This window comes from Microbacterium phosphatis (assembly GCF_049177115.1).
GTDB classification, from domain to species: Bacteria; Actinomycetota; Actinomycetes; order Actinomycetales; family Microbacteriaceae; genus Microbacterium; species Microbacterium phosphatis.
In genome coordinates this window covers 1,422,205-1,438,868 of sequence record NZ_CP185370.1, presented here as the reverse complement: position 1 = coordinate 1,438,868, position 16,664 = coordinate 1,422,205, and the positions used below count along the sequence as shown (strand labels likewise).

Annotated in this window: 14 protein-coding genes; 6 read left to right on the top strand and 8 right to left on the bottom strand. The window is 65.8% G+C overall.

Annotated features, from left to right (window positions below; genetic code table 11):
* Positions 1 to 177 precede the first annotated feature (177 nt).
* From mobF to ACOKGD_RS06765, 8 genes are all read right to left on the bottom strand, one after another.
* On the bottom strand, positions 178 to 3,741 hold the full coding sequence (gene mobF / locus ACOKGD_RS06800; protein ID WP_342335535.1) for a MobF family relaxase: 3,564 nt from the start codon (positions 3,739 to 3,741) through the stop codon (positions 178 to 180).
* A gap of 109 nt (positions 3,742 to 3,850) precedes the next feature.
* Entirely contained in the window at positions 3,851 to 5,254 is a 1,404-nt protein-coding gene (locus ACOKGD_RS06795; protein ID WP_342334909.1) for a hypothetical protein, read from the bottom strand.
* A 53-nt stretch (positions 5,255 to 5,307) separates the two neighbouring features.
* Positions 5,308 to 5,646 (bottom strand): helix-turn-helix domain-containing protein, encoded by a 339-nt coding sequence (locus ACOKGD_RS06790; RefSeq protein ID WP_342334910.1) that lies wholly within the window; start codon positions 5,644 to 5,646, stop codon positions 5,308 to 5,310.
* Positions 5,646 to 6,755, bottom strand: coding sequence for a tyrosine-type recombinase/integrase (locus ACOKGD_RS06785; RefSeq protein WP_342334911.1), 1,110 nt, complete (start codon positions 6,753 to 6,755; stop codon positions 5,646 to 5,648). Before ACOKGD_RS06785 ends, ACOKGD_RS06790 begins: the two co-directional genes overlap by 1 nt.
* 246 nt (positions 6,756 to 7,001) lie before the next feature.
* Positions 7,002 to 9,329, bottom strand: coding sequence for an MMPL family transporter (locus tag ACOKGD_RS06780; protein WP_342334912.1), 2,328 nt, complete (start codon positions 9,327 to 9,329; stop codon positions 7,002 to 7,004).
* A gap of 53 nt (positions 9,330 to 9,382) precedes the next feature.
* Positions 9,383 to 9,985, bottom strand: a complete 603-nt coding sequence (locus ACOKGD_RS06775) for a TetR/AcrR family transcriptional regulator (protein WP_342334914.1) — start codon at positions 9,983 to 9,985, stop codon at positions 9,383 to 9,385.
* Positions 9,986 to 10,093: 108 nt separating this feature from the next.
* Positions 10,094 to 10,777, bottom strand: coding sequence for an HXXEE domain-containing protein (locus tag ACOKGD_RS06770; protein WP_342334916.1), 684 nt, complete (start codon positions 10,775 to 10,777; stop codon positions 10,094 to 10,096).
* A complete protein-coding gene (locus ACOKGD_RS06765; RefSeq protein ID WP_342334917.1) occupies positions 10,774 to 11,403 on the bottom strand; it encodes a TetR/AcrR family transcriptional regulator in 630 nt (209 codons plus the stop codon). Before ACOKGD_RS06765 ends, ACOKGD_RS06770 begins: the two co-directional genes overlap by 4 nt.
* A gap of 104 nt (positions 11,404 to 11,507) precedes the next feature.
* On the opposite strand from ACOKGD_RS06765, the gene ACOKGD_RS06760 reads away from it, so the two are divergent.
* The 6 genes from ACOKGD_RS06760 to ACOKGD_RS06735 all read left to right on the top strand — a co-directional run bounded on the left by ACOKGD_RS06760 (position 11,508) and on the right by ACOKGD_RS06735 (position 16,614).
* The gene (locus ACOKGD_RS06760; protein WP_342334919.1) at positions 11,508 to 12,182 is read left to right on the top strand and encodes an HXXEE domain-containing protein; all 675 of its coding nucleotides are present in this window, start codon (positions 11,508 to 11,510) and stop codon (positions 12,180 to 12,182) included.
* 121 nt (positions 12,183 to 12,303) lie between these two features.
* A complete protein-coding gene (locus tag ACOKGD_RS06755) occupies positions 12,304 to 13,311 on the top strand; it encodes an ABC transporter permease (protein WP_342334920.1) in 1,008 nt (335 codons plus the stop codon).
* A 283-nt stretch (positions 13,312 to 13,594) separates the two neighbouring features.
* Positions 13,595 to 14,284: a helix-turn-helix transcriptional regulator gene (locus ACOKGD_RS06750; RefSeq protein ID WP_342334921.1), complete on the top strand. Its 690-nt coding sequence runs from the start codon at positions 13,595 to 13,597 to the stop codon at positions 14,282 to 14,284.
* 238 nt (positions 14,285 to 14,522) lie between these two features.
* Positions 14,523 to 15,497 carry a bifunctional DNA primase/polymerase gene (locus tag ACOKGD_RS06745; RefSeq protein WP_342334922.1) on the top strand — a complete coding sequence of 325 codons (975 nt, stop codon included), beginning with the start codon at positions 14,523 to 14,525 and terminating at the stop codon, positions 15,495 to 15,497.
* Positions 15,494 to 16,153, top strand: a complete 660-nt coding sequence (locus ACOKGD_RS06740; RefSeq protein WP_342335536.1) for a DUF2637 domain-containing protein — start codon at positions 15,494 to 15,496, stop codon at positions 16,151 to 16,153. Before ACOKGD_RS06745 ends, ACOKGD_RS06740 begins: the two co-directional genes overlap by 4 nt.
* Positions 16,150 to 16,614, top strand: coding sequence for a hypothetical protein (locus ACOKGD_RS06735; protein WP_342334924.1), 465 nt, complete (start codon positions 16,150 to 16,152; stop codon positions 16,612 to 16,614). Before ACOKGD_RS06740 ends, ACOKGD_RS06735 begins: the two co-directional genes overlap by 4 nt.
* Positions 16,615 to 16,664: the final 50 nt, after the last annotated feature.

Sequence of the window (16,664 nt, the reverse complement as noted above, 5' to 3'; positions counted from 1 at the left end):
GCCCAGGCTATCGGTCAGGCTTGGCATCACCGGGCATCTGTCCACGCGCGCCGACCGAACCGAGGCGCGGTCTCGGAGGCCGGACCTCGGGTCGCCAAGGTCTAGGGTGGGCGTCTGTCGCCTGAAATGACGACCTGTTCGCCGTCGATGACGTGGACGGTGCCGGTCCGACTGTATTCATAGCTGGCGTCCGCCGTCGATCTGCTGCGGCTCCCTGCGGGACGAGCTGTCCGCGTGCCGCTTCCCGAGCGTCTCGACGCGGCGGAGGGCAGTGGTGGCTGCGCGATACTCGGCGGTTTGCTCGGCAAACTTGATGGTCTTCGCATCGCCCAGCGGCCTTGGGTCCGCAATGTCGTAGCGGTGTCGGTACAGCGCGATGGTGGCCACCTGCGCTTGCCACTGTGCTCGTGCTTTGGGCTGCGCAGGAGGCTGCCCGAGGCGCTGTGCCCATGCCGCTCCCGCGTCGAGCGCGTCTTGGGCGAGCCTGTGTGCGGCGGCCTGGATGAGTGCTTGCCGGTCGGTGAGCGCGGTGTGCATGTCGTCCGTGGTCGGCTCGGCGGGGACGGGGATGAGTCCCGCGACCCGCGCTCGACGGTTCTTGCCGGGTCGGAGTTGGCTCGTGGCCTGATCAAGCATGGCCGCGAGCTGCGCGGCGGGGTCGTGCTGCTCATCACCCGGGGCCAGCCTTGGCGCGAGTTGAGTGAGGGCGACGTTGGCGACGTGCCCGGCTGCTTCATGGCGGGCGAGAGCTGCTTCAAGGCGTTCATAATAGGGGCTGGTGAACACGTCATCGGCCACGTTCTCGGGGAACGGCGCAACATCAAGTAGCGCCGCCCATCGGTCGATCTGTGCTTCGCGGGCGAGCACGTCGTACTCGGCCAGCAGCGTGGAAAGGGAGGCGTGCCGGTCGACCTCGAGTTGCAGCGTCTCGGTGGCGGAGAGGTCGGCGTCGCTGCGAGCGAGCACCTTGGCGAGCCGATCTGTCAGAGTCAGCGGCTCCGGCTGGTCGAGATGTGCCTCGACCTCGTGCGGATCGGGCACGATCACATAGGCGTGGTTGCGGTGCTTGCCCCTGGTCATGGCGACGTAGAACAACTCCCGCGACGAGGCTTCGGGGTCGACGAGCGCGTGCGCGGTGTCGACGCTGGCTCCTTGGGCGCGGTGAACGGTGGAGGCGTAGCCGAGTTCGAGTTCTTCACGGACGTACTTCGCGGGCAGCACGAGGGCTTTGCCGTGGGGTTGGTCGCCGCGCCCCAGGCGGCGGACGGCGAGGGAGCCGTCGTCGTAGCGGTGGGTGACCTGCCAGCGGTCACCGTTCTTCACCCATGCTCTGCCGGTGGTCAGGCGGCGGTCGTTGAGCCGGGTGACGACGAGATCCCCGACGCCTGCGGTGGTGCCGTCGTGCAGACGCAGCCCGTCTGCCTCGACGCGCTCGGCCTCGATCAGGTCGGCGCGGGCGCGCTCGTTGAGCTGGGCGACCATTTCGCCGGTGCCCGCGATCATGAGTGTGCGCAGGCCCTCGTCGCGGTCGGTGCGCCATGCCTCGTAGATGGCATCGAGCATTGTCTCGGCGTCACCGTCGAGCAGCCTGCCGCGTTGCTCGTACTCGTCGAGGGCGTCGGTGCGTCCGTGGCGTAGTCCGAGGCTGGCGGTCTTCTCCCAGTCGTTGGCGAATCGGCGCACATCGGTCAGTTCGGGCACCTGATCGCGGCGACGGACGAGCATCCCGAATGCGCCGCCGGTTTCGACGGCGCTCAGCTGCGCCCAATCGCCGATGAGCACGACCTTGGCTCCGACCTCGGCGGCGTGCGCGGTGATGCGATCAAGCGCGAGGGTTCCGGCCAGTGAGGACTCGTCTACGAGCACGAGCTGACCGGCGGTGAGGTTCCAGCGTCCGTGGCGGTGTTCGTAGAGGAACTTCGCGGTGTTCTCGGCTCGCACGCCGAGCGAGTCGCCGAGGACTTCGGCGGCAGCCGCCGAGGGTGCAAGGCCGATCACCGAGTCTTTCCCGTGCGCCGCTGTCCATGCCCGGTGCAGGGCGCGCAGAGCCGTGGTCTTGCCGGAACCGGCCGGGCCGACCAGCAGATCGAGCGTCAGTCCGGAGCGTGCGATGCGGGTGATCGCGACGGACTGGTCGGGTTCGAGGCGGACGCCCCTGATCTTGCGCGAGGTATGCCGGGCAACAAGCCGCGCGGTGAGCGACGGCCCGCCCTCGTGCTGGCTGTGTTTCAGTAGCCGCTGTTCGGCGTCGAGGATGTCTTGGCTGGAGTAGGCGATCTGATCGACGGGCTGGAACCTGTTGCCCTCGGCCTCGAGGTAGTGGCCGGGTACGGCGCGGTCGTAGTCGGGGGTGAGCCGGAGCGATTCGGCTTCGGCGTGCGCGATGATCTGATCGAGCGCCCGGATACGGTCGTCGGTCGTTGCGAACCGGACGCCCATGATCTGCCGCATCGTCTCGGCGTGCAGGTTGTATCGCCCCCAGGTTGCGCGCCGGTTCGCTACCTCCATCAGCACAACGGACGCGAGATCCTCGATCTGCTCCAGCCCGAGGTCGTCCGCGCGCAGCCGGGCTTCGGTCGCGCCCCGGTCGCGTAGGTGCTGTGCCCATGTGGTTGCGTCCTCGCCGAGTACGACCTCGGCGCGCGCACGCCATTCGGCGGTGAGGTCGGCCAGCGAGTGCAGTTCTTTCTCCGGTCGCGTCTCCAAGGTCGCCTGCTGCCGGAGCTTCGCAATCGTCGCGGCAGAGGGTTGCCGCCCGTGCTCGGCGATGTACTGCTCGATGAGCCGGTTCTTGACCTGCTCGATGCCCTCCGTGCCGTCGCTGCCGCCGGTGGTGCGGCGGGAGAACTCCGCGATCAGCGCCGCCGGTACGCCCTCGATCTCCCATCCGGTGTTGCGGTCTTTGCCCCGGTCGACGGGCGTCCATGTCACGCCGAGCAGCCGCGCGGTGTGGTCGGTGAGAAAGGCGTTGTACGACGCCGAGAGTGCGACGGTGGCGCGGTGCAGGCGGCGCGAGTCGAGGGTGCGCCAGCGCCCGTCCTCGCCCTGCACTTTGTTCGATATGACGACGTGGGTATGGAGTTGCGGGTCGGCCGCTCGGGAGTCGTAGTGGTCGAACGCGGTGGCGATCACGCCAACGATCGGCATCTGTCCGATACCGCCTGCGCCGACGCGGGTTGCGGCGACGCGCTCTTCGAGCAGGGCAATGGTGTCGCGCATCGCGGCGTGGTGTGCCTGCGCAATGAGTGTTTGCGTGCTCGCGTCGGCCACGCCCCAGATCGCGCTGACCGACTTCGGCGGCGAGAACGTCAGATCGAACCCTGCAACGGCAGTGCGCGGCTTCTTCGCAACCTCTTCCTCACGAATGCGCTGCACCGCATCTGCCCGCGCCTCGCCACGCAAGCCGGGGTCGAGTCGTGCAATCCGCGCCGCAATCCGCTCGCGTGGGGGTTGCAGCGAGGGGAACCTCTTGCCGAGCTTCTTCCCGGTGACCGGATGGATGCCCTCACCCAGCAACCGCGCCAGGTGTTCCTCGGTCACCGTGTCGCCCTCGGCCAGCGCCGGGGAACGCCCGTCGTCGAGGCTCATCAGGCCGGTGCCGACCCAGGTTCCGGGCGGGCAGCCAGACTCGGTGTAGTACCGGGTCAGCGGGCTGCTCATCTCCCGGTCGCCGTCACCGACGACGACCGATTTCAGCAGGTACTCGTACCCCTTGCCGGACGACATGACCCGGATCGTCATTACCACGATCGCCCCTCCCCGAGACCGTCTCGGGAGGGGCGATCTCGGGGGTCAGGTGCGCGAGTATCGCGCGGCTCTATCGGCGGGTCTGCGATGTTCTTTGCGGGATTTATTCGGCGCGGGCGGCGATGTAGTCGCCCCAGTCTCGGGCGGCGAGGGCGGCCCAGTGGGACGCGGCGGTCTGGGAGATGCCGAGGGTCTGGGCGAGGATCATGTGCGGGACTTCCGCGGCGAGGGAGAACAGGGCCGCGTGGCGGGCTTCTCGGCAGTGGATCCCGAGGGCGGTGAGGCGCGAGCGGATGTTCTCGGTGACGAGGTGTCCTCCGGGGATCGCTCCGGGGAAGAGCCAGTCTTGCCCGTCGGCGACAAAGACCGCGCTGCCCTTATCGAGGAGTTGCTCACGGAGGAGTTGGTCGAGGGGCTCGGGCATCTGAACGGGCGTCCGATCGAAAGTCACGAAGACGCGCTCTGGGTTGCTGGCATCGATCTGGCTGGCCCGCATCCGGCTGATCGCGGTGACGGGTTGCGCGAAGAGCAGCATGAACAGGCCCGAGATACGGACATAGCGGCGGATCGCGTCATCGTGGATCAGGGTGTGGACGTGCGTCCATCTGTCCGCGTCGCTCATCACGACGTGCGCTTTCGAGGGCGTGAGGCGTCCGATCTGGATGTTCGTGTTGATGCCGGTGCGGTTCAGCCATCGCCCGAAAGGATGCAGGGACCTGCCGGTGTGTCGGGGACGCGCATCGAGATAGCGATCGAGATCGATTTGCCGGAGCTCGGTGATCCGTGTCTCGTGCTGGTCGAGCCATCCGAGAAGCGCGACGGCCTGTTTGAGGCTGTGCCGGGAGGTCTGCACGATCGCTCGGGTTAAGGTTCCCCGCTCGGCGTGGTCGTGGAGCCGCCGCAGGATCACCCAACGCGCGAACTGGTTCGCGGTGTGCCGGTGAACATCGCTGAGCGTGGCGGTGAGATCTTCCAACCAAGGGGTAATGCGCTCGATCTGTGGCTCGTAGGGCTCGAGGATCCCGGCGGCGGCAAGCAGGTCGCGGAGGTAGTTGCGGGCAGGGTTCATCGGGAGGCTGCGGAACGTGTCGTGGCTGATCGGGACGCGGCCCGCAGCCATCTCCCGCAGCAACGCCGGGCCATGCCCTGGAGGCCGGACAAGCCAGTAGATCGTCGTCTGCGGGCGCTTGGTGGTCATCATCGCCGTCAGCAAGGGCTCCAGTTCCGGGCGAATCTGCCCCGTCGCAGGGTCGGTGAGCGTGAGAGTGAGGCGCTCTTTCAGGATGCAACGGGCGCAACGCGAGTTCCCATAGGGATGATCCTCACGACCGCACTCCGTGCAGGCGAAGATCGAGGACTCGTCAGCGCAGCCCGCGCAGACCATCACCCCGAAACGAGCTTGAGAAGGGTATGCGAGCGGGCGCAGCTCGAGACACTCGGGACAGATACCGGGATGGTAGGCGAAGTCGCGTCTGCAGTACGCGCAGATCGGCCCGGTCGGCAGCACGAACCCTGGCTCGTGTATGCCGCAGCGGACACAAACGCCCGCCGGGCCGTGAGTCATTCCTCAACACCGTCGGGGCGACGAATACGCGCACGGATCGGGCGGAGGTCACCGATCTTCGGCCCCGACGGGTCCGCGGTGCCCGTCCGTGCGGTGCGCTGCTCAGCAACGACCGAGGTGATCAGATCACTCGGGGTGCAGCCCAGCGCATCACAGAGCGCGACAAGGACCTCCGTGTTCAACCGTTGCGGGGTCTTCGTCACGAGCCGGTAGACATGCTCGCGGGTGAGATGGATGCCGCGTTCTTCCAACAGCGGCAGCAGCTCGCTGGTCTGGAACATGCCCCGGTCGGCCATGATCTGTCGCAAGTTCCATTGCACCTGGATGATTCTCATCAGTGTTCTCCTTCATCGGTGGCGTAGACGCGAGAAAGCGCGGCCTGCAGAGTCTTGTTCTTGAAATCGTTCGACACGCTCGTGTAGATCGCGGTCGTCGACCCCCAACTGTGTCCGACCTGCTCGGTCACAAACCGTTCCGGATACCCGAACTCAATCAGATGCGTGACATACGAGTGCCGCAAGCAATGCAGCGTCAAATGCTCCTCAAATCCGAGTTCCTCGCGAGCCATCATGAACAACTCGTCGACATGGCGGACGCTCACCCTAGTGCGCCGCTCGGTCAACCAGAGCGCGGGATGCCCGCCCGCTTCGAACAGCGGCAGCGCCTGCTCCACCCACTGACGCAGCACGTCGATCACCCAGTCAAACTCCGGGATCGATAACACCGTGCGCCGTTTCGGAAGCGATCCCCGGCTCGCTTTGCCATAGCGAACATGCACGGACCCGTAAGTGCCCCACGCGCGCATCTTCGGATTCGGCCGCAGGTCAGCGATATCCAGACGAACAAGCTCCGTGCGCCGCAGCCCATACGCGTACGTCGTCTTCAGCATGATCGCGTCCCGCAACGCTGCAAGCGATCCCTTCCGGCCCGCGCGCACGATCCGCTCGACACGATCATCGAGGAACTCGAACAACGCATCGACCTCGCGATACGTCAACGGACGCCGCTGTGGCTTGCCCTCGTACTCATTCAAGTGCCGGACAGTGTTCCACTCATTGCAGACCTGCGAGGGAACCTGCCCGAACCTGTCCTGGCATTGCTTCGGCCAGTCATACCGTGCATCCGTGACGTAATCGCAGAACAACCGCAACGTCAGGTGATACCCGCGGATCGTGGACAACGCGAGCCGCTTAGACCCCGACGTCAACGACACTGTGAAATCCTCAACATCGCCCGGCGTCCACTCCCACGGATACGACTCGCAGAACCCCTGGAACCGGCGCAGCAGCCGTTCCCGATCCGTGACCGTCCCCTCACCAAGCTGCCGCGACCGCTGCTGCCTTGCCCACCCCTCAACCATCGCCTCGAACACCGCCGCAGGCTCGTTCAGATGCACAACACCGGGCACCAACATCAGCCCCGCCGACCCCGGAAAATCGTTCATCACCCACCCGATCAACAGTGACCTAAAAACACACGATGTTACTTCTAAAACAACACTATCCGTTGAGGCCAAGCAGCGAAAGAGATAACCTGGAACCCGACGAGGAACGTCGCTCCCAGCACCGACGCGGGATGTGACTTCTAATGCAATAAATCCCGGACGCACTCTTAGTGCCAACCGTGTGGGGGAAGCGCAGGCTCTTTGCAATCCTGATCCGGCCAGCAAAGAGCCTGCGCTTCCGTTGTCCTACTGACTGTGTGCAGGCTGGGCCTCTGCCTCTTCGAGCTTGTGGCCCTCGACGTCGAGGTCAAGCAGCATGCGGTCGAGCCAACGTGGTAGCCACCAGGTCGCTCGGCCCAGGATCGAGAACGCGGCCGGGATGATGGCCATGCGCACGATGAACGCGTCGATCAGGATGCCTGCGGCGAGGGTGAACCCGATCTGCCCGACGGTGGGGTCGCCGGAGAAGATGAACCCGGCGAAGACAGACGTCATGATGATCGCGGCTGCAACCACGACGCGGGATGTGAGTGAGAACCCGTGCACGATCGCTTTCCTCGGTTCCTCGCCCCGGAGATAGCGGTCCCGCATCGTGGAGGCGAGGAAGACCTGGTAGTCCATGGCGAGGCCGTAGAGGATGCCGGTGGCCATGATCGGGATCATCGGCACGATTGGAGTGTTCGGCTCGACCCCGAACAGCCACCCGAGCCATCCCTCTTGGAACACGAGTGTCGTGAGTCCGAGGGTCGCGAGGATCGTGAGCAAGAACCCGGCGGTGGCGAGCAGCGGCACGAGGATCGAGCGGAACACGAGCAGGAGGATGATCATCGACAGCACGATGATGATGGCGATGTAGTACGGGAACACGCCTCCCAGGGTGTCTGCCATGTCGATCATGACTGCCGTCTGCCCGGTCACCCCGAGCTTCCCGTCGGCAGTGTCGACTGAAAGGGCGCGGAGCTCGCCGACGAGTTCAGCGGTCGCATCATCGCCGGGCCCGGTCTCAGGAATGACCATGAATGCGATGGTTTTCCCGTCGTCGCTGGTGCCGATGGCCTGCACGAACCGCACACCGTCGACGGCGGCGATGGTGTCGGAGATCTCGGTTGCAGCCGCGTCATCGATCGCGGTGGTGTCGTCGGCGACTGCGACGAGCGGGCCGTTGAAGCCATCGCCGAAGGATTCCGCGATCGTGTCGTAGCTCACGCGTGCCTCGGAACCGGTGGCCTGTGTTCCACCGTTCGGCATCCCGAGCGTCATGTTCATCGCGGGGAGGGCCGCCAGGACGGTGACGGCGACGAGACCGATGAGTACCCACCAGCGCCTGCGGTCGACGAACCCACCCCAGGCCCGCGCGACCGGGTGGTGGTTGTCACCGCGATCAGACTTCGCGCGGGCGCGGGGAGACAGGACGCGCTCTCCGATGAGGCCGAGCAGTGCCGGTACCAAGGTGATGCCCGCGAGGACCGCGAAAGCGACGGTCAAGGCTGCGACGAGCGCCATGCTCGTCAGCATCGAGATGCCGACGGCAGAGAGGCCGACCAGGGCGATGATGACCGTGAGACCGGCGAACACCACCGCTGATCCGGCGGTGCCGACGGCGCGACCCGCCGCCTCTCGCGCGGTGAGCTGTTCGGTGCGAATGAGTTGACGTTGCCGGTTCACGATGAACAGGGCGTAGTCCATGCCGACGGCGAGGCCCACCATGAGGGCAAGTACAGGGGTGTAGGCCATGATCGGCTCTGACCCGTTCGCGGCGAACGCCGTGCCAACCCCGGCGCCGACCGCAACGATGCCTGTGACCAATGGCACCATTCCGCCGAGCAGTGAACCGAGGGCGAGTACCAGCACGATCAGTGCGACGAGCAAGCCGATGATCTCGCCCGCTCCGAGTTCGATGGCGGGAGCAGACAGCGACTCGCCGGGCAGCACGCGCAGGTCGACGGCCTCGCCCGCATCCTGCGCGGCCTCGATCAGGGCGTCGATGTCCGCGACCGGCAGAGACTGCACCTGCTCGTCGAGCTGGAACTGGAACAGCGCCGTTTTCCCGTCTTCGGACATGAGCACCGAGGGCACCGGCATCCCATCGGCGACGAGCGGCGCGAAACCGTAGTCGTCCATGAGCTGCTGGAACTGCGCCGCCGCCTGCTGCTGCACCTGCTCGAGGAACGCGGCACGCTGATCCTCGGGAAGCTGGGCCGCCTGCTGCTGCACCGCGTCCATCTGCTCGAGATACGGCGCTTGCGCGTCTTCGAGGGTGCCGACGACGTGCGCCCTACCGTAGACGTGATCGAGCACCTCAAGTATCCCGTCTGTGTTACCTGCGAGATCCTCGCCGTTGTCGGTGGTGATCACGAGACTGCCCTGCCCGCCGGTCGCGTCAGGGATCTCAGAGGCGAGTTGGTCGAGCACCTCCTGCGACGGGGTACCGTCGATCGTCATCGTGGTGGTCAACTGTATTCCGTTGATTCCAATCATCGTTCCGATGATCGCGAGCGCGGCCAGCCAGATGCCGATGACGGGCCAGGGACGGCGGAATGAGGATAAGCCGAGGCGTTGCAGCAGGCGTGACATGAGAACCTTTCGGGGCACGGTGACGGACAAACGGTTTTTGTGGAGCGTCGGGGTCAGAATCCCGAGCGGAGTTTCGTGAAGATGAGGCCGGTGAACTCGTGCACCTGGGCTTCGAGGTCGGCGGGGTCCGGTGTGGGGTCGGTGCTCAGCGGGAGCGCGTCTCCCGAGATGAGCCCCCCGATCATGCCGTAGCAGGCGTTGAGCAGCAGCACCGTGTCGAGATCGGCCGGCGCCCCGCCACGGGCTTCCGAGACGGCATCAAGTATCAGTGTCATGAGCGCGCGAATAGCGGCGAGAATGTAGGGCTGCAGAGACGGATAGCGGTGCGCGAGCTGCACCACCTGGGCGAGCTTCTGTAAGGTCTGCTTGTCGAACTGCACCTGCACGGCATCCTCGAGGGAGTCGAGCAGAGAGCCCTCAGCCGTGTCGAACTGCACGTCCGCAAGGCTCTGTGAGGCGGCCATCACCACGATTTCGGCGATGGCTGCCTCCTTGCAGGAGAAGTGGTTCGCGAAGGTGCGACGCGAGTATCCCGTCGCGGTCGTCACGTCTTCGATCACGAAGCCGTCAAGACCTCGCTCGACAGCCAGCCGGAAGCACTCCTCCGCAAGCTCCCGTGAGACCCGTGCGCGCTTCTTCGCCTGCAACCCGACCATGCGGTCTCCCTAAGTTGATTCTCATTGGGCAATCTTTCCCAATGGGCACTAACTTAGCATGTCGGGGCTTGGGGGCCTCGCCACCAGAGGGGATGGCGACCCGCCGAGTCAGTCCCGCGTGATGCACTGAGGAGTGATACCGACCCGACGCAGCCTGCGCTCGCGATCCCAGCGGTTGTACTCGGCGACTGTGTAATGGTGTCTGTCCGCGCCGAGCGGGGCGAGGACGCGGAACCCGACGAGCATCATGATGACGATCGTGAAGAAGCCAAGCAGGAGGACGCCGAGCACCCAGTCCCACCAGTGAATGAGGCCCTGCTGATATACGGTGACGACGTACCAGATTGCGAGCGGCGTGTGCCCGAAGAGTACGGCGAACAGGCCGGGGTTGTAGAAGGTCCTGAGTTTGACGTTGTTGAAGATGCCGTGGGCGATGAACTGCGCGGGGAAGCCCATCAGGATCGGCGCGAGGGCGAGCCAGACCTGTTCGGGGAAGAACACCGGCAAGGCATACAGCACCCACGCCATGCCGTTGATCCAGATGCTGCTGAGTTGATTGGTCGGTAGTCGGTCGGCCCGAGCGCCGGGCTTCGGCATCATCACCTCATTGAGCACCCACGGCTCTCCGCCCGGAAAGCGGTATTCCTCGAACTGGTGCACGAGCACGGCAACGAGATTCAGCAGCAGTATCAGCTGAACGGTCGGCCAATCACCCAGCCAGGCCCACAACAGCAGGGGAATCGCGAGGATGCCGCCGACGTCGAACCAGTGGCGCAGCAGAAACTTCATCATGCACCCACCGACAGGCCTTGAACACCAACCCCCGATGTCGGACGGAGGATCAGATCAACGCCGGTCAGATAGCGTTCCCGGTCAAATTCAGGAACCAGAGTCTGCTGGAGGATGAATCCCTGCACGAGGCCGAGCATGACAGGGAGGAGGCGCTTCGCCGCGTCCTCGGCAGCATCGGGATCAAGATCGCCCTCCTGTTCCATCCACCGGGCGAGATGGGCGGCGAACATCGCCCCCAGCTCGGCGAAAGCACTGGCGGAGACCTGCTGGAACTCCGGGTCGCTGGCGGCTTCGCCCCACATCTGCACGACGAGCGCCAACCCAGAGGTGCGCTGCCCGAGCGCCTCGGTGATGATGCGCAGCATCCGGCTCGGCGGGATCGCTCTCTCGCCCGCCGCAACTTCAAGGTCCGCAGCCCGCCCGGCGGCTTCGCGACGCACGGCGGCAAGTGCAAGCTCTTGCTTGCCGTCGAAGTAGCCATAGATCGCTCCTGCGGAGAGCCCGGACTCGGCAATGATCTCCGCCATCGTCGTCGCCCGGACACCACGACGCAGGAAGCAGGCGACCGCAGCGTCGAGAATCTGATCGCGGCGCGCCTCGCGATGGGCTTCGCTCACTTTCGGCATGCGCTCTTCCTCTCCTCGGACCGGGTGCATGGCCTGTCGGGCTTGCGTGATGACCCGGAGCCTACTATAAAGAACGTATCTTCGTTTTGTTAGAGGAGGGTGACATGGGCAAGAGATTCGACTCCTACCGGAGCAACTGGGCACGCGTCGGCGCCGTGGGAGCGATGGCGCTCGGCGGCGTGAGCGTGCTCGCCCTCACCCGGAAGAAACCCGGCAGCGTGCGGGTACTCGCGGTGATGAACTCGATCACCATGCAGGCGCACCAATACGAGGAGTACGTCGACCCCGGTTACATGGCGGGAGAAACGAACAGTGCCCTGTTCCATAGTGACCGCCCGGAGAACTGGCCGCTGAATGCGCAGGGGCTGATGTGCGCGAACTGGGGCTTCTCCGCCCTCCATCTTCTGCCAGTCCTGGCCCCGAAAGTGAAATGGCTCACCTTGCCCCCGGCCGTGCTCGGCATCGCCCAGGCAGTCGCGCACGGCGTGATCATGCCGCTGCGCACCCGCAAGGCCTACAACCCGGGGGCGCTCACCTCGACCCTCTTGCATGTACCAATCGGGATCGCGAGCATCCGAGCGATCCGCGCCGAAGGCCCCATCACCCGTGGTGATTGGGCCAAGTCGGTCGGAGTATTGGCTCTGTTCTTCGCCGCAGGCGTCGTCCTACCGAACGCGCTCTACGCGGATCGGAACTCGCCCTACCTCCTCTCCGAGAAGCAACTCGGTCGACCCGAGGTGGTCGCCTCAGCGTCCAAGGGCCGCAAGCGTCGCCGCTGACCACGAGCTACCCAGACACACCGCACCAGAACGAGGAACCATGTCAGAAACCACCACAGCTCCGTCAAATGAGCTTCACGCGCCACACAGCTCTTGGGGGCGAGCCACCATCATGGGGGTCGTGCTCTCTGCCGTCGTCTGCCTGGTCGTACTCGCCTTCTCCTGGCCCACCGCCACGCTGAACCCGAAAGACGTGCCGATCGCGATCAGCGGCCCATCCGAAGCCCTTGCCCCCGTCGAGCAGGCCATCAATGAGCAGGCCGACGGCATGTTCGAGCTCGTCGAGGTCACAGACCGAGACGAGGCCGTGCAGCAGATCAAGACCCGGCAGGTATACGGCGCAATCATCCTCGACCAGGAGCCCGAAGTACTCACCGCCTCAGCCGCGGGTTCGGCGACCTCGGCGATCATGACCCAGCTCCACACGCAGTTGCAGACGATGGCTCAACAGCAGGCGGCTGCAGCAGCGCAGGCCGCGGGAGCAACGGACGTGCCCGAAATCACTGTGCCGCTCACGGACATCGTGCCGCTCGTGGAAACCGACACCCGTGGGGTCGGCCTTGCCTCCGCCGCCCTCCCTCTTGTCTTCGGCGGCATGATCGGCGGCATCGGGATCGCCTTCGCGGTCACCGGTGCGTGGCGTCGCGTCGTCTCCCTGGTCGTGTACGCAGTAGTGGGCGGAATTGCTATCGCGGGGATCATGCAAGGCTGGTTCGGATTCATCGGCGGCAACTTTTGGGCCAATGCTGGCGCGTTCGGCCTCACCCTCCTTGCGATGGGGGCGACCATCGTCGGCTTCGCCGCGCTCTTCGGCCGTCCAGGGATCGCGGTGGGGCCGGTGCTGTTCATGCTCATCGGCAACCCGATCTCCGGGGCCCAGTTTCCGAAAGAGTTCTTGGCTTCGCCCTGGGGAGCTATCGGACAATGGCTCCCGCCCGGGGCGGGGAACTCGCTGCTCCGAGACACCTCGTACTTCCCGGACGCGAACATGGCGTTCCCGATCCTCGTCCTCACTGGATGGGCAGCGCTCGGCCTCATTCTTATTGTCATCGGACACTTCCGAGATCAGGGGCGGGCACCGGTCGATGAGATTCCTGCCAGCGCAGCAACCGTGACCGCGACGGCCTGAACGGAGGCAGAACCAGACGGTCGACGGCAAGAGACCCGTGGAACCGTACGGACGAGACTATGCGGGCGACGACGCGGTTTCCGCGTTCCATCCGATCATGGCTCGAACGTCCTCCGTACGTCGGCCTGTCGGCCCTTGGGCGTATGACTGCCTCAAAGTGGTCGTTGTGCGTGATGGGAGTGCGATTCTGTTCTCCGAGTTCGGTCAGAAGCCGGTCAAGCCCGGCGATGTAGTCCTGCTCGGAGCCAACGTCTTGTGTGGCTCCGAGCCAGAGGGGCACATCATGCTCACGACGATCTATCTCGACACCGACTACGTGCTCGATCAGTTGCGGTGGCACTACACGGGGCTGGTGCAAGACCGCTTTGATGTCGACGGGCTTACCGGCACGTTGTACACCGAACCTGCTCAGATCCTCCGCCTCGGGGAAGACCGTGCGGGCATGTTGATGCCGTGGTTAGACGAGTTGGTGGCGCTGAGCGTCGATGGCAACTTCGCGACCCACTACCTGCGGATGCAAGCGCTGTGGTTCCAAATCGCATACGTCATCGCGCCGCACATCAAGGCTTCCCCGGTGCGCATCTCACCTTCCCAACGCGCGCACATCCGGCCCGTACTGCCGAGAGATCGCCGCTTCGCACCCTTGCGGGTCGAGGCACGGCGAGCCGCAGCCCTAATGCGGGAGAACCCGGCACGACGATGGACGTTGGGCAATCTTTCCGCTGAGGTGCATCTCTCTCCGTCGCGATTGAGCAGCATATTCGTGGAGGCGTATGGCAAGACGCCTCTGGCTTTTCTGACGATGTTGCGGGCCGAACACCTGGCAAGATGCCTACGAGAGACCGACCTGACGGTTACGGCGGCGATGCAGCGGGTCGGTTGGCACTCCCGGAGCCACGCAACTCGCTTGTTCCGCCAGTATGTCGGCGTCACCCCTGGCAACTACCGCCGGATGCGTGTCCAGACGGCCTGAGCGCTGTGCCCGATCTACCAACTCTGCGCCGTTTCTTCGAGAACATCGGCCTCTGGTCGTTCCGGGTGCAGGTCGGCTGGTAATCCGGTAGAGACTCGTCGGGTTCATCTCGAAGCCTGACGGTCAACGTCTCGCTTCCCTTGTCCGTCTCGTCTTCCTGATTCTCCCGACGTACCTCACTCACGGTCGCAGGGTCGCCCCTCCACGGGGGTGGTCTCGGGCGGAAGGAGGTCTGGCGATGGATGAGGTACGCGACGCTCGCGGGGCACTCGATGCGATGCCGCGCCGGGCCACTGCGGTCGCTGCGGTCTTCGCTCAACTCGACCACGATGTGCCGCTGCCGGTTGTCGCGCGCGAGCTGGCCCGGCACGGTGTGCCGGTGTTCCCGTGCGCGCCGGGCGGGAAGCGTCCGATTCCCGAGCGAGGCTTCCACGCGGCGACCGTCGATGCGCGGCAGGTCGAGGCATGGTGGCGGCAGCAGCCGCGCGCGAACCTCGCCATCCCGACAGGCGCAGCCTCGGGCGTGGTCGTGGTCGATGTCGATGTGCACGGTGTCAATGGTTACGCCGCGTTCGCGCGGGCGGCCCGCTCTGGTCTGCTCCCTGAGCCGCTGGCGGAAGTGACTACCCCGACCGGCGGCAGGCACCTGTACTTCCCGGCTGATCCCGAGCGCGAGCAGCGATCGTGGCAGGTAGGCCGGGCGGGTGTCGACTTCCGGGGCGATGGCGGCTACATCATCGTCCCGCCCTCGCTGCGCACCATCGACGGTCGCCGAGTGCCGTATCGAGTCGAGCGCACGACCCTCGGCCTTGTCGCGCCGTTGGAGGCGCAGCGGCTGCGTGACTTCCTCGACCCGCGCCCCGTGCGCCGGTACACCGGCCCGCTGATCCTCTCGACTCCGGCGGACGTGTCGAGGTTGGCGTCTCGGGTGGCGAGTCTGCGTGAGGGTGAGCGCAATCTCGGCTTGTTTAAGGCGGCGTGCCGTCTCGCCGAGCACGGGGTGCCGTCCGGTGATGCGCTGGAGGTGCTGAGCGCGGCGGCGAGCCAGGCCGGGCTGGGTGGGCGCGAGATCGAACGGACGGTCGGCTCGGCCTATCGCCATGTCGCCGTGTACGGCCCGAAAACCAGAGCACCAGCCCGGAGTACAGATGCGTTCACATCCTCGGCCGCGCAGTCGTCGCAATCGAAGACGGATCGGGGGCTGTGGCGATGAAGCGGGAACGTGAGCGATGGGGTTGGGCGGTGGTGACCGCTGCGACCGGCACCGTGCTGATCGGCGTCGGAGCGTTCTGGCTGTCGTTCATGGCGCTGGCTGATCTCGCCGCCCGTTCGGGGATCACGTCGGGGCAGGCGTGGATCTGGCCGCTGTTGGTGGACGGGCTGATCGTGGTGTCCACGATCGCGGTCGTCGCCCTCGATGGGCGCCGTGGTGCGTGGTATCCGTGGGCGCTGCTGATCTGCGGGGCGCTGGTTTCGGTGGCCGCGAATGCGCTGCACGCGATCGTCGCCGCTGATGCCAGCGTGCCCGCCATGCTCGCGGCGACGGTCGCGGCGGTGCCGCCGCTGGTGCTGCTCGCCAGCACGCATCTCACCGTCGTTCTCACCCGCTCGACCACGACGCCAGCGAACACGGCGCAGGCACCGCCGGAGTCGCCAACGGCGACCGAACCTGAGCCTGAGCCGGTGGCCGACTCCGAGCGCGATGCGGTGCTCGGGCGACGCGAGCGCGCCACTCGGCTCAGAGAGGCCGGCTGGTCGAACAAAGCCATCGCCGACGAGCTGCAAGTGCATCCCTCGACGGTGGGCCGGTGGTTTGCCCCGCCGGTCGAGGAACCCGAAACCACAACAGAAATGGAGACAACATCATGAACATCGACCCATACGAGCAGGCGCGAGCGCACGAGGACGCCCGCGTCGAACAGGTTCCCGAGCAGGACAGGCCGGAAGACCGCAGCGAGGTACGGCAGGTGCCCGAGGCGGTCGCGGCTGCCGACGTGAGCAAGCGCACGAGCACCATCGTCGAGACCGACGAGATCACCGACACGGCTGAGGCGGAGTCGGAGGCGGCGGCAGTCGAGCGGAAGCTCGCCGAGCACCGGGCGCGGGGCGTCGAGTGGGTGCGGCCCACTGACCTGATCGCCCGCAACAGTGCATCGCTGGCCGGGCGCGGTATCGACCTCGAGGTCGAGATGGCGCGCCAGGCCCGCGCCCCGATGGTGGACGGGCTGAGGAACCTCGGCGACCGGGCGAGACGACTGGCACCGCTGTCGGCGTTCGGGCACGGTGCCCGGCATCAGGCACCGACCAGAGCTGCGGTCGGGAAGTCGTGAAGCGGTGAGTTGCGATGACTCGATCACGAACGCCCGACCGCCCCCATCAC